This window comes from Streptomyces hirsutus, from assembly GCF_001418415.1.
GTDB lineage: Bacteria > Actinomycetota > Actinomycetes > Streptomycetales > Streptomycetaceae > Streptomyces > Streptomyces hirsutus.
Window position 1 is genome coordinate 1 of the sequence record NZ_LIQT01000041.1, and the last position, 12,690, is coordinate 12,690.

Sequence of the window (12,690 nt, forward strand, 5' to 3'; positions counted from 1 at the left end):
GGGCGGGGCGGGGCGAGGAAGCGTACGGGCATCTCATGGCGGTGCTCGATGTGCTGACGCGGCTCGGCGACGGGCACGACCACCTCTTCATCCGCCGGCTTCTCATCCTCGCCTGCCTGCAGCGCGGCGCACGCGCACGCAGGCCGGATCGAGCTGGTCGCGGAGCCGGTCGGCCGGCTGCGGCAGGGACTGCGGACCCTGCTCTCCGGTCCGGCCGGCTCGCCCATGGAACTCCCTGTGTTAGGGACGGTGCTGCACGCCCTCGGCATGGCGGGGCTCGCGTCCGGTGACGCCGGTGCCGTACGGATGATCGCGCTGGCCGAACGGCTGCGGGTACTGCGCGACTTCCAGCCGACGATGTCGGCGGACCGCGCCCGGAGGGTGGCCCAGGATGCCGACCTGGTCGGCTTCAACTTCGAAAATGAGTCACCGATCGAAGAGTCACTCTCCAGCCGTCCCCACCGTTCCTGTCCGCGCAGGCGGTCGGCATCTGCTGCAATGGATACGGGCGAACGCCGGTGGCTGTTCACTGGACGGTGTGCGGGCTGCGCTGTTCGGACCAGTTTTCGGAGGCGCTCATGAGGCGGTCCTCTTCACCGCCGTATTCATCGTTCCGGTGATCTGTTCCAAGGAGCGGCATTCAGCACCCTTGCGCCGAAGCCCGCGGCAACGGTTCGGCCCGTACCTGTTCGGCCGGACCGCGCATCCGTAGGATCGGGCAAGACGCCGAGCGACATGCTGACGGCCTCTGATTTTGATCGTCCAGGCCAGCCATCATGCGCGTCCGCGTGCCGTCGTTGCCGTCAGGAATGCCGTCAAATCTGGACTATGACGCCACCACCGACTGTCTGCGCCCGTCCCGGTCCCGGCAATCCGGCCCTGCCGCCTCGCCCACACCGGTCTCGGACAGCGAACCGAACGGAGCCCTCCTGCGCGTTACGACTTCCTCTGCTGATTCAAGCCAGGACGGCACGATGTGCGGTCCCGGAGGGGCCGCACATCGCGTTGCCGTAGGTGGGTTATCGGCCGTGGCCGTTGTGGCCGCCGTTACCGCCATGGCCGTTGCCGTTGTGGTCTCCGTTACCGCCATAGCCGTTGCCATGGTGGTCTCCGTTACCGCCATAGCCGTTGCCATGGTGGTCGCCGTTACCGCCATAGCCGTAGTTGTCGTAGCCGTTGTGGTAGCCGTTACCGCCACGACCGTAGTAGTCACAGTCGTCGTTCCACCAGGAGTGGTGGTTATTGCAGTACTGGCTGGGACTGTAGTTCTGAGAGGAGGCCGAAGCGGTGCCTGCTGTACCGACTGCGACACCGCCGGCCATCAGCAGCCCTGCGGCCGACGCCATGGCGAGGCGCCTCGCGCGTTGTGTTCGCATGGGAAATACCTTTCGCTCCATCGTCTCCCGCGCACCGAAAGGGAGTGCGGGAATGGATGGCCGCAGCCGCAAACAAAAGTTGCGACAGGGTCTTTGAACGTCACTGCATGCCGATCCGGTGCACGGGCTCGACCGCCGACGCCTCCAGGCCGCCCTCGGTACACGCGGGCGATCACTGCGGCCATGGTCCGCTCGGTTCGGGAACCGGTCGGCCGGGCGTGCCGTGCTTGCGGCATTCACTCACCGAGCCTAGTCACGTATCGGCACATCGGCATCTCGGGAGACCCATCGCGTTGAACCGTCACCGCGGGATCCGGACCACGCCCTCCTGGATCACCGAGACTACGAGCCGGCCGTCTCCCATGTGATCCGGTCCTGGCCCGGCAGCAGGCGCCCCGTTCGAGCCCGGCGGCTGTGTCCGGTGGCGCCGTCACCGGGCGACTCCGTGCCGGGAGGTCGCCCGTCCGGAATTCATGGCGATCGACATGTTCCTCTTCCTCATCAGAGCCGCCGTCCACCGGCATACGAAGAAGGGCCACACCCAGCAGGCCGCCGCCGCCCAGCTCCTTGCCTGCTCCGAGGGACGTGGAGACAGGCCATACCCCAAAGTGGGTTGCTGCCGGATTCACCCGCACTGGGCAGAGCATGGCTCCGACGGTTCGGCCAGGGCCTGTCCGGCGGAACATGCCTGGGACCCGGTGGTCCGGCACGCCCCTCTGCAGCGTTGTCGTCAGGGGAGGAAGGAGAATAAGCGGCATGGCCATGGTGAAAGGCATCGATGTCCGCGGCATGCAGCACTGTGAGACGACGGCGCTGGGCGTGCTGCTGCGGCATGAGGGACTCGACTTGTCCGAGCCCATGCTGTTCGGGCTCGGCTCCGGGCTGTCCTTCATCTACTGGGACAGCAAAGCCATGGGTTTTCCCTTCCTGGGAGGCCGGGTCAAACCGTTCGAGCTCACCAGGAACCTGGCCGCCGCCCTCGGGCTCGAGCTGCTGATCGGGGAGACCACCTCCCCGCGCAAGGCATGGCAGAACGTGGCGGCACCCATCGACGCCGGTCGGCCGGTCGGCCTGCAACTCGACAGCTACCACCTGGACTACTTCAGCACCAAGGTGCACTTCGGCGGGCACGTCGTGGCCATGTACGGCTACGACGAACAGGACGCCTACCTGGTGGACACCGACCCGCAGGGCGGAGCCGTCTCCACCAGCCTCGCCGGCCTGGCCAGAGCCAGGGCCGAGCGCGGCCCCATGACCGCCAAGCACCGCTCCTTCACCATCACAGCGCCCAGCAGCGCGAAGCCACCGCAGGACCGGATCATCCCCGCGATCAAGACCTGCGCCGACGCCTTCCTGAACCCGCCCATCGCGAACCTGGGCCACCGGGGCATCGAGAAGACCGCCGAGCAAGTGCCGAAGTGGCTGCATCGCAGCGACGATCCGCAGGAGGACCTGCCACGGGCCGCCGCCCTCATGGAGAGGGCCGGCACCGGCGGCGCCCTGTTCCGCAATCTCTACCGGGACTTCCTGGCCGAGTGCGCCCAGCTGATCGACAGCAGCCACCTGCGCACCGGCCACACCCTGTATACCGAGGCCGCCGCCCTCTGGACACAGGTGGCCGCACTCGTCGCGACAGCAGGCGAATCCGGCGACGCGAAGAACCTCATGCAGGCCGGCTCCCTCCTCCACGAGCTCTCGCGCATCGAACGCGATGCGATGCAGGAACTCAGCCTGCTCCAGTGCTGACGAGTCGTTCCACCGGCCTCAACGGGCCAGACCACTCGGGCTCGCCTGCTCACCACGTGCCGTCGGCCGGGAGTTCCAGGCACAGTTGGTAGCCGCCGTCTGTGGTGGGGCCGCAGGTGACCGTGCCACCGAGCAGCTCGGCACGCTGACGCAGCCCGACCAAGCCGTAGTTGGCACTGGGAAGGGGCAGAGCGGGCCGGGTCGGTGCCGTGTTGGTGACTGTGACACGGACGGTTGTGTTCTCGTGGCGGATGCGGACGACCGCTGTCGCGCCGGGGGCGTGTTTGCGCACGTTGGTCAGCGCCTCCTGGACGGTGCGGTAGATGGCGCGCTGGAACGGCGGTGGAAGGCTGCCGGACAGGTCCGTGTGCAGCTCGGCCTCGATGCCGCTGTTGCCGACCAGTTGAGGAAGGTCGATCAGGGAGGGCTGTGGGATGAGTTCCGTGGGGCGGCCCCCGGAGGCCCGCAGGACGCTGACCATGTGCCGCAGTTCGTCCAGGGTCTGCACGCTCAGCCTGCGGATCGTGGCTGCGGCTTGTTTCACTTCGGCGTCCCGGCTGCCGACCTGGAGCACTCCGGCCTGCACCGCGATGAGGCTGACCTGGTGGGATACCACGTCATGCATTTCCCGAGCGAGTGCCGTGCGTTCCTTGGCCAGCACGGTCTGGGCTGTCAGCTGCCGTTCGTGATCGCGTGCCTGGGAGATCTCGGCGAGTCGCAACGACAGATCACGCCGGGTCTGGACGAGTTGGCCGAGGAAGACGGGTGCGGCCGCCGTCGCCGCTGTGTAGCCCAGGGTGACAAAGGTCGACGGTGTCGAGAAGTCGAAGTCCGGCGACGGAAAAGAAGTCATGTCGCTCATGGTGAACGCTACGGCGCAGACGGCCAGCAGGGTGCGGCGGCGGGTGAGTGAGGCGAGCGTGTACAGCGCGGCCAGGGCGGCGAAAACCGCGTCGGAGACGAGGACCGAGGGAAGGGTGAGCAGGAACGTGAGCAGCGGCAGGCGACGGCGCAGGAGAAGAGCGAAGGCAGCGGCCAGGGCGCAGACCATGCGCAGCGGCTCGGAGGTGTCGACATGGCCCCAGACATCGAGCAGTGAGGCTCCGACGAGGGCGGCGTCCAGCAGCGGGGCGGGCAGGCGGCGAGTGCTCATGACCTCTTCTGGTCCCGCGACGGCTTGAGCAGGCCGGCACGTTCCGCGAGCAGGGCGGCCTGGACGCGGCTGCCCACCTCCAGCTTGGTGAGGATGGCGCTCACATGGTCCTTGACCGTGCCGGTGCTCAGGTGCATCCGTGCGGCGATGTCGGTGTTGGACAGCCCCTCGGCGATGAAGGCGAGTACGCCACGCTCGCGGTCGGTCAGCGGGTCGAGGCTGCGGGCGGCGTCTTCCTGCAGGCCGGAGTTCAGATAACCGTCCACGACGGTCCGGGTGACCTTGGACGACAGAACGGTGCCGCCGCCGGCCAGGGTCCGCACCAGGTAGGGCAGTTGATCCGGGTCGGTGTCCTTGAGCAGGAAGCCGGCGGCGCCCGACCGGAGTGCCGTGGCGACGTACTCGTCCATGTCGAACGTCGTGAGCATGGCCACCACCGGTGGGTGCGGCAGCCGAAGGAGGTCGGCCAGGACGGTGAGGCCGTCCACGTCAGGCATCCGGATGTCCAGCAGCACGACGTCGGGGCGTTTCTCCTGCGCCGTTCGGACCGCCTGGCCGCCGGGAACCGCCGCCACGACCTCGATGCCGTCGGTCGCTTCGAGGATGTGCTGGAAGCCCGTACGGATCAGCGCCTCGTCGTCGACCACCATTACCCGGATCACGCGTGCTCCACTCGCCATCGGGCCCACTGTCCGATTCGTACCACGCGAGGTCGGTCCCGTGGGTGGCCGACACTGAATGCGGCCGGGTGGCGGGAACGTGCCAGCCAGTCGGCGGGGTCGGTTCCGGACGGGTGCCGGATGGTTGCCGTGCGTAGCTTTGCCTGACTGTGGAGGTGGGAGTCCCGCATACCGCCACCAAGCCCGCCCGCCTGATCAACCGACTGGCGACAGACGCAAAGCTCCGTGTCGCACCACCGGCTCCACGGAATTTCGGCCATCTCGCACCAGTCGGCCCGCTGCCGGGCAGGAAGGGGATCCGCCATGACAATCTGCCTGACACTTCTGTGCGCGACCGCCGGGGACGACACCAGCGAGACGATCTTCGATGACGATGCGCTGAAGGAGCGCGGCCTGTCCGAGGCGGGTGCCACCGGAGCAGCCCTGCCCCGATACTCGGTGGCCGTCCGGACACCTTCGACCCGCTGTGCCCGGACTGCTCACGCTCTGGCCCTCGAAACCACACCCGAGCCTGCGCTACGCGACTTCGACTACGGCGAGTGGCGCGGCCGCACAGCCTCCGAAGTCGCCGCCACCGACCCCTACGGGTTCTCCGCCTGGCTGACGGACCCGGATGCCACACCCCACGGAGGCGAGTCCGTGCGCCAGCTCTGCCAACGGATCACGCAGTGGCTGAACAGCCTGCCGCCCGACATGGACCACGCACTGGCCGTCATGGAACCGGCCGTCACCCGGGCCGCGCTTGTCCACGCTCTGTCAGCACCCGTGAGAACCTTCTGGCACCTCAAAGTGCCGCCTCTGTCGACGGTGTCCGTTACGTCGCGTGCCTGCCGAGTGCGCACCTGCGCCGCGTGACCCGGAAAGCTGCCCTGCTTCAGAGCGTCCGCCAGGTCGCCGTACGAGCGCGCAGCACGAACAGGGTCCGCCTTCTCCGAGGCCTGGACGAACCGGCGGCAAGCGCCCGATGCACACCCCCGCCGGGCTGGTCGGCGATACTTCGGTTCCGTGGATCGGTACACCGTTCACCGCCTCCGAACGGAGCTTCTGGACCAGGCTCGAAGGCCAGGATCCCGGGGGCGTCAAAGACCGCACCGCCCTGCACATGGTGAGCCCACGCTCGCGCGCGTGGGCTGCTGCCGGGCGCACGTGTCGTCGAGTCCGCCTCCGGCACCCTGAGCGCCCCGAACCACCCCGGTATCCCGCATCTCCATCCACCCCGATACGCACAAACGGGCATGATCGCTGATAGTCCGGGACCAGCCGTCAGGTCTCCCACGGAGACCGCCTAACATCACTCGTGATGAAAAGCTGTGCGCAGTCGGCGCAAGACAGAGGACACGGTCCGCGGTGGACTATCCGCACCGCGGTCCTCTGCCCTGCCCTTGCGGTCCTGCTCGCCGCCTTGGTGGTGTGCCTGGGATACGCCGGGCACAGTGGCGCCAAGGACGACGCTGCTCCCTCGACGGCCATGTCCACCGGCAGGACGGTGGCGGCCGGGCCCCCGGCCGGGCATCACATCACGCCCCCCGTCCGGCAGAGCGACTGTTCCCCCGGCGATACCTGCTGTTCTTCTGTCGTCCACGATGTGGCGGGCGTGCTCGGCGCGCCCACGCAAACCCTGCCTCTGGTTCTGACCCGCATGCCGGGCTTCCCGCGTCCGGAGCAGCGCCCCACGGTCCTCGCACAGCCTCCGCCGGTGCACAGCGCTCCCGACCTCCACGTCCTCCAGGTGCAACGGACCTAGACGGCGCCTCGGCGCCCTGCGCTCAGGTTCGCGCAGGTGCCGAGCGGTATCCGTCCATCGCCCCTGTACCCACCGCCGAACGGCGGGGAAGGACACATTCAGTCATGAGCAAGACCAGCAAGAAGGAAGCCTCGGCCGCGCGCAAGGCCCGTGTCGAAGAGATGCGTCGCGCCGAGAAGGCTCGGGAGCGTCGCAGCCGCGTCATCACCATCACGCTCAGCACGGTCATCGTCGCGGGGCTGGTCGGGTGGGGCGGGTACGCCCTCAACAGCGCCAACGAGAAGAGCGAGCAGCAGGCGGCCGAGGCGAAGAAGCCCGTACGGGGTGAGAAGACCTGGGAGGCGAAGAAGCTCACCCGGAACCACGTCCAGGGCACCGTGAAGTACGCGATGAGCCCGCCGGTCGGCGGCGACCACAGCCAGGCGTGGATGACCTGCGACGGCAGCGTCTACACCGAGGCGATACCGAACGAGAACGCCGTCCACTCTCTCGAGCACGGCGCAGTCTGGGTCACCTACAACGACAAGGCCGCCGACGCCGACGTCAAGGCTCTCGGGGACAAGGTTTCCAAGACCCCGTACAGCCTGATGAGCCCGGCCGAGGACCAGTCCGGGACGATCATGCTGTCGGCCTGGGGGCGCCAGCTCACCGTGGACAAGGCATCGGATCCGCGGATCGACCAGTTCTTCACCAAGTACGTCCAGGGGCCCCAGACCCCTGAGCCGGGTGCCGCCTGCTCGGGCGGCCTGACGGCGTCATGACCGGCACGATCGTGGCGGAACGAGCCACCGATTCGGGAGGGGCGCACGGCCGACGGCCCGGCCTCACCCGCTGGCTGACCGTCGGCGCGGCGGCCCTCGTCGCCGTCGTCGTGACCCTGTCGGCCTTGGTCATGGTGAGCAAGGAGAAGGATCAGGCGGTCGGTGTTCCGGCTGCGGACTCCGCCGACGCGGGGTTCGCTCGCGACATGGCCGTCCACCACCAGCAGGCGGTGGAGATGTCGTACATCGTCCGGGACCGCACGGCTGACGAGGACATCCGGCGTCTCGCGTACGACATCGCGCAGACTCAGGCCAACCAGCGCGGCATGCTGCTCGGCTGGCTCGATCTGTGGGAGCTGCCGAAGATCTCGCCCGACGGGTACATGGCGTGGATGCAGAGTGGGCACGAGGGCCACTCGTCGAAGGACGGGTCCCTGATGCCAGGCATGGCCACGCCCGCGGAACTCGGCCGACTCGGCGAGCTCGAGGACGATCAGGCGGAGATTCTCTACCTCCAGCTCATGATCGACCACCATCTGAGCGGCGTCGACATGGCCCGCGCCTGCGCCTCGCAGTGTGAGGTGGACACCGAGCAGAAGCTGGCGCAGAGCATGGTCGAGGGCCAGCAGTCGGAGGTGGAGTTGATGACCGACCTGCTGAAGGAGCGCGGGTCCGCGCCCCGCGAGTGATTCCTCTCCGGTCGGGTGCCGCCCAGCGGCGGCGCCCGACCGCTTTCACAGCTCCGTGCAGGCAGCGCCCATGGGTGTGGGGGCACCGTCTGCGCCATGTCTACGTCCGTTACCGACCCTCAAAGCGTGGTGTCCCAGGGCTGACGGCCCATGATCCCTGCGGCATCCCGCGTACATGAGGTATGCCCAGGGCGGCAGCCTGACCCGCGAACGCCGGGCCCTCCGCGAGAAGTCACGGACGGAGGCGGCCGAGCGACCGAACGGTTCCGGCACGGCGACGAGGACACGGTGGTCGCTCATGACCTGCGAGTCGAGACGCTGATCGTCCGCGGCCGCGCCGAGGGGGTCTTCCGCACGGACCTGCCGATCGCGTGGCCGGTCGATGTCCCGCACTCGGTCATGCACAGCGCCGCCGACGAGATCCGTGCCGGTCGTCTCACCGCCGACCGTGCCGCCGACCGCATCACCGCCACGGTGCTCGCCGCCTTCACCTCGCCAGGGAAGCCGGTGCCGGAACCCGGCACGGGAACGTGACGCCGATCGGTCTTCGAAGAAGGGCACGGCGCATGACGGGCGGCAACATCCGGGGACGGCCACTTCTTCGAGGTGGGCCGGGCGACGGAACTGCTCCAGGGTGTTCTGGCACGCACCGACACCTGACCGGGGCGGTGCCGCGGTGACCACGCCGGCGGGCCGGGCGGCGACGGCGTGCGGGCCTCAGCCGGACGTGGTACCGGGCCCGGGGGTCCGCAGTTGCGGGTCCGTCACCCCGCCGGGGCATGCCATCCGCTCGATCTCCCAGCCGGCGCGCCTGGCCCCGGCCCGGTAGGCGCTTTCGTAGAAGGCAAGTACGGCAGCGCGCGGGTCGGCCTCGGTACGGACCTCGTCGTACCGCAACACGGCCAGGTGGCTGTTGCCGCGGGCAAGCCAGCGTGCCGCCGCGGGCCGGAGCGGCTCCTCCGCCAGGTGCGCGGGCTCCGGAGCGGTGTAGGAGTAGAAAGCGGGCTCGGGGAAGGTGTCGTCTCCGAACCAGAAACCGAAACTGATCACTTCCCGGGAGTACGCCTCCCGGGTGACCGGGTCGATCTGTTGAGGCTGCTCGACATGACTCCCCGAGAACCGGCTGTGGGCGATGTCGAAGGTGTGCCAGAAGTGGTGCACCGGGCTGACCTTCCCCGAGTACCCTGCGGCGAATTCCTCCAGTACGGACGCCACCTGGCTGAGGACCCGCCAGTAGCGGTTGGCCTGCGCGGGATCGTAGATCGCGTGCTCGGTGTCCTCGGCGAACGGTCGGCCGGAGTCGGGCAGGTCGAAGGGCCTGGGCACGTCGAGCTGCACCCGGATGCCCAGCGCGGCCAGCGAGCCCATGACCGCGTCGTGGAAGGACGCCACGGACTGGCCGATGAGCGGGAGGGAGATCTCCCGCCCGTCCAGAGTCGAAACAAGCAGCCGATGCGCGACAAAGTCGAAGTCCACCGTGAAGATCGGATGGTCGTCGACCTGGCCCATCGGGCGAGTGGTGGTGCCACGCCCCGTGAGGTGGAACGGGACGTTCCACCAGTGGTTGCGCCGGGTGCTGGCGGCGAGACGGACCTTCCCGACGATCTGCGCGAAGCGATGGAGAGTCTCTTTGGTGTCGCGCCACTCGGCGAGCGGGATCGGCGGGAACAGCTCCATTGTCATCCTTTCCCTCCCGCCCAACGCTCCTGATGGCCGGACGAGGCTGGATGACCATGATGACCACGCCCGGCAGGTGCGGCACCTCGTCGAACCCGGAAGGCCTATCGGCGTGCGCTGCGCGAACATGAGCATCGGACAACCGCCCCTCGGACAACCAGCATCCTGAAGCCCGACCAGCGACTGCCGGCTCCGGTGGCCCATCTACCGGCGGACGGCACGCCCGCGCCGGAGGCGTCGGGAAACGACACCCCCAAGGCCTCGCCGACAAGACCCGGCCGGCCGTGCGCCACGTCGCCGCCGCGCTCCCGGTCGACGATCCCCGAACCCTGAAGCCGCCGACGCACCCGCGGAGGGGCCGCGCCGATCACCACCGGGCCCCAGCCGAAGGACACAGAACATCCGGATGACGATCGGCAGCCCGCTCTCGAGCCACTACCGGCAGGCTTGCCGGCCGGGCCGCTTCTACGACCCAAGCCGCGCTCGACGAATCGCTCTGCGCTGTGCGGCCGTGGTGGCACCCCAGATCCCGTCGTCCTCACCATGGTCAATGGCCCATGACCGGCAGACAAGAAGAACGGAGCAGCGACGGCATATCGTCCGGGCGAGGAAAGCCTCGTCTCCGGGCGACGCGGAGTCGGACAGGGGGAAGAAGATCTCAGGATCCTCGCCCACACACGAAGCCTGATCGCGCCAGTTCGGCGCCTTGTGATCTTCAGGGAACGAGCCAGACACGGCACACCTCTACACAGCGTTCAACGGCACCTTGGCACTTTGCAGCACCAAAGACCCGGCAGAGGTTGCAGAACAGCCTACAACTCGCCGCAGGCCTTCTCCAGCCTTCACTCCCGGAGAAGCACCACCCCCCCCTGAAAGGTGGTGCAGAAAACCGCGATCACGCAGGTCGGAGCGGTGTGTGAGCATGTGCGCCCATGCGGCGAGAACAAGGGTGCCCACGCGAGCGACGGCCCGGCGGCGTGGGCGAGGCCGTCGCCCCGCCACCGGCAGCCGCGGAGCATCTTTGCAGTTCGCCAGCCGGCCGATGCCGCGCTCCAGGCGGGCGCGGACCATGCGGCGCCGCGCGCTCTCCTCCTCCTCACCCTTCAGCAGCGGCGGTCCGGAGCGCTTGCGTCGCGCCGGATGATGCGTGGCGCTTGTGTCCTGGTCCCGGTACGGCGGGCGGCGCTGCTCCTTGCGGGCGCCGGTGAATCACGTCGGGACCGGCCTGCGCGGCGGCGCACGGGTCGCCGCGCAGGGGTGCTTCCGTCCTGGGCGAAAGACTCAGGCAGAGCCACTACGACGGCTCTTGAACCACCATGCCCCGCCTCCGAGCAGGAGGGCAGCAGCCCCGATACCGAGGGGCACGGCGGCAGGCATGCCGTCGTCGTCTTCCGCGCTGTCCACCGTGGGCTGCGTCGGCGGCGCAGTCGGGTGGGTCGTCGGCTCGCCGGAGACGGTGTCGGACGAAGGCACGGCCGTCGTGGGCTCCTCCGTGGGGCTGGGACTCACCGGCTTCGCGCCGGGAGCGGCGGGTTTCAGTTCCAGGCGGGGTGCGGGGTGTCCGTGACCGTGGCCGTCCTCGCTGGTGTCGTCCTGTTCGATCCAGCGGTCCACGTGGTCGTCGCTGTAGGTCTGCAGGGTCTTGAAGACCAGCGATCTGGCATCGGGCAACTGGCGGACGGTGACGACGTGATCGGCATCCTCCCCCACGGCGAGCTTCGGTCCCGAGACGGTGTAACCCCGGCTGGTGGGAGCGAGCTTCCAGCCGTCCGGGCCTTCCTTGTAGGTGATGTCGCCGGGTTCGATGCCCTTGGGCAGGATCACCTCCAGCTTGGTGATGCCGGCGGAGTTCGACTCCGAGGCGGCGGAGAAGGTCAACGTGACGTTCTGGTCAAGGGCTCGGGCGCCCTCCGCTTCGACCTCCGCGTGGGCCGCGGCCGGTCCCGCGGTGGCGACGGCCACCACGAACGCGGCCGCTGTGAGGGTGCCGCAACGGCGCAGGCTGCGTACCAAAGTCGTGCGGTGCACTGAGAACTCCCTTGTCATGTTGGTGTGGGGGCTGCATTCAAGCGCAGGGCAGGCCCTGCGACCAGGGCGGGGCAACTCGGCCGAGGGCGATCGGCCGGCCGCGCGCCGACTCAGGCCACGGCGCCCCGCATAGCTTCGCTCACCTCGTAGCCGGCCTCGGTGATCGCCGCCCGTACGGCGTCGTCGTCGAGTGGCTCCCCGAGCTCGGTCGCCCGAGCCGCCAGGACGCACGAAGCACAGCAACTGCCCGTTGCGGGACCGCCAGGCAGGCGCCATCGACAGCACGAGCACCGGCACCGCCGGCAGGGCAGTGAGCAGCAGTCGGCCTTCTCCGCCGCGGCCACGAGCTCCTCGGGTCCTACGCGCGCCGGGTGGCTCACCCGGGCCCGGCCCGTGGCCGGATCGACGGCCGCGGAGACCCCGTCCGGCTTGGCGGGTTTCTCCTCGACCCGCCGCACAGCGCGGGCGGCGGCACCGGTTTCCGCAGCACCGCGCCCCTCCGTCGGAGGAGAATTGTCGGGAATCGCCCATACCGGTTCTCCAGATCGCCTCGTACGGCGCAGGTCAGGTCCAGCCGTACCGGTTCAGGAGTCGGAGCCGCCGGGGCGCGAGTTCCGGACCACTCATATGACCTGCGTCACTCCGGCGGATCCGCTGGTACAGGTCGGCCGACGAATGCGCGCAACAACGCTCCGGAGAGGCATACGCATGCGCGCCTCCTCAGCAGGCGTCGGATGAAGGGAACGTCCGGTTCCTGACCGCCCCGCACGACCGAAGCAACAGATGCGGCAGCAGAAGCACGGAACGCACAGCACCCCTCCCGGGGAGGGGCGGGA

The 12,690-nt window shown here is 68.9% G+C and carries 12 protein-coding genes and 1 pseudogene; 6 read left to right on the forward strand and 7 right to left on the reverse strand.

What is annotated here, in order from left to right:
• On the reverse strand, positions 1-227 hold a 227-nt coding region (locus tag AOK11_RS43790; protein ID WP_206188764.1), incomplete at its 3' end, for a hypothetical protein.
• Positions 228-1,019: 792 nt separating this feature from the next.
• On the reverse strand, positions 1,020-1,376 hold the full coding sequence (locus AOK11_RS42660; RefSeq protein ID WP_206188765.1) for a hypothetical protein: 357 nt from the start codon (positions 1,374-1,376) through the stop codon (positions 1,020-1,022).
• Between the two features lie 756 nt (positions 1,377-2,132).
• On the opposite strand from AOK11_RS42660, the gene AOK11_RS03180 reads away from it, so the two are divergent.
• Positions 2,133-3,122, forward strand: a complete 990-nt coding sequence (locus tag AOK11_RS03180) for a BtrH N-terminal domain-containing protein (protein ID WP_055592086.1) — start codon at positions 2,133-2,135, stop codon at positions 3,120-3,122.
• Between the two features lie 49 nt (positions 3,123-3,171).
• On the opposite strand, the gene AOK11_RS03185 is transcribed toward AOK11_RS03180, so the two are convergent.
• Together AOK11_RS03185 and AOK11_RS03190 are read right to left on the reverse strand one after the other, a co-directional pair.
• Entirely contained in the window at positions 3,172-4,275 is a 1,104-nt protein-coding gene (locus tag AOK11_RS03185; protein WP_055592087.1) for a sensor histidine kinase, read from the reverse strand.
• Complete coding sequence (locus AOK11_RS03190) at positions 4,272-4,937, reverse strand: response regulator (RefSeq protein WP_055592088.1); 666 nt, start codon at positions 4,935-4,937, stop codon at positions 4,272-4,274. Before AOK11_RS03190 ends, AOK11_RS03185 begins: the two co-directional genes overlap by 4 nt.
• Before the next feature lie 321 nt (positions 4,938-5,258).
• On the opposite strand from AOK11_RS03190, the gene AOK11_RS03195 reads away from it, so the two are divergent.
• The 5 genes and pseudogenes from AOK11_RS03195 (at position 5,259) to AOK11_RS03215 (ending at position 8,683) form a co-directional block, all read left to right on the forward strand.
• Positions 5,259-5,810, forward strand: a complete 552-nt coding sequence (locus AOK11_RS03195) for a histidine phosphatase family protein (RefSeq protein ID WP_055592089.1) — start codon at positions 5,259-5,261, stop codon at positions 5,808-5,810.
• A gap of 109 nt (positions 5,811-5,919) precedes the next feature.
• Positions 5,920-6,130: pseudogene (locus tag AOK11_RS44445) on the forward strand (pyridoxal-5'-phosphate-dependent protein subunit beta); the annotation flags it as partial.
• Positions 6,131-6,803: 673 nt separating this feature from the next.
• Positions 6,804-7,460, forward strand: coding sequence for a DUF3105 domain-containing protein (locus AOK11_RS03205; protein WP_055592091.1), 657 nt, complete (start codon positions 6,804-6,806; stop codon positions 7,458-7,460).
• Entirely contained in the window at positions 7,457-8,149 is a 693-nt protein-coding gene (locus AOK11_RS03210) for a DUF305 domain-containing protein (RefSeq protein ID WP_079034603.1), read from the forward strand. The genes AOK11_RS03205 and AOK11_RS03210 overlap by 4 nt, the downstream gene beginning before the upstream one ends.
• A gap of 288 nt (positions 8,150-8,437) precedes the next feature.
• On the forward strand, positions 8,438-8,683 hold the full coding sequence (locus AOK11_RS03215; RefSeq protein WP_240497201.1) for a hypothetical protein: 246 nt from the start codon (positions 8,438-8,440) through the stop codon (positions 8,681-8,683).
• 183 nt (positions 8,684-8,866) lie between these two features.
• Here AOK11_RS03215 and AOK11_RS03220 read toward each other — a convergent pair whose 3' ends face one another.
• From AOK11_RS03220 to AOK11_RS03225, 3 genes are all read right to left on the reverse strand, one after another.
• Positions 8,867-9,826: a DUF5996 family protein gene (locus tag AOK11_RS03220; protein ID WP_055592092.1), complete on the reverse strand. Its 960-nt coding sequence runs from the start codon at positions 9,824-9,826 to the stop codon at positions 8,867-8,869.
• 465 nt (positions 9,827-10,291) lie between these two features.
• Positions 10,292-10,561 carry a WhiB family transcriptional regulator gene (locus AOK11_RS39025; protein WP_079034604.1) on the reverse strand — a complete coding sequence of 90 codons (270 nt, stop codon included), beginning with the start codon at positions 10,559-10,561 and terminating at the stop codon, positions 10,292-10,294.
• Positions 10,562-11,107: 546 nt separating this feature from the next.
• Positions 11,108-11,854 carry a DUF1775 domain-containing protein gene (locus AOK11_RS03225; protein WP_055592093.1) on the reverse strand — a complete coding sequence of 249 codons (747 nt, stop codon included), beginning with the start codon at positions 11,852-11,854 and terminating at the stop codon, positions 11,108-11,110.
• Between the last annotated feature and the right edge of the window lie 836 nt (positions 11,855-12,690).

Bases quoted from the DNA above. Each gene is read 5' to 3' on its own strand.
- AOK11_RS03185 (WP_055592087.1), bottom strand. From the start codon at position 4,275: ATGAGCACTCGCCGCCTGCCCGCCCCGCTGCTGGACGCCGCCCTCGTC.
- AOK11_RS03205 (WP_055592091.1), top strand. From the start codon at position 6,804: ATGAGCAAGACCAGCAAGAAGGAAGCCTCGGCCGCGCGCAAGGCCCGT.
- AOK11_RS42660 (WP_206188765.1), bottom strand. From the start codon at position 1,376: ATGCGAACACAACGCGCGAGGCGCCTCGCCATGGCGTCGGCCGCAGGG.
- AOK11_RS03180 (WP_055592086.1), top strand. From the start codon at position 2,133: ATGGCCATGGTGAAAGGCATCGATGTCCGCGGCATGCAGCACTGTGAG.
- AOK11_RS03195 (WP_055592089.1), top strand. From the start codon at position 5,259: ATGACAATCTGCCTGACACTTCTGTGCGCGACCGCCGGGGACGACACC.
- AOK11_RS03220 (WP_055592092.1), bottom strand. From the start codon at position 9,826: ATGGAGCTGTTCCCGCCGATCCCGCTCGCCGAGTGGCGCGACACCAAA.
- AOK11_RS03210 (WP_079034603.1), top strand. From the start codon at position 7,457: ATGACCGGCACGATCGTGGCGGAACGAGCCACCGATTCGGGAGGGGCG.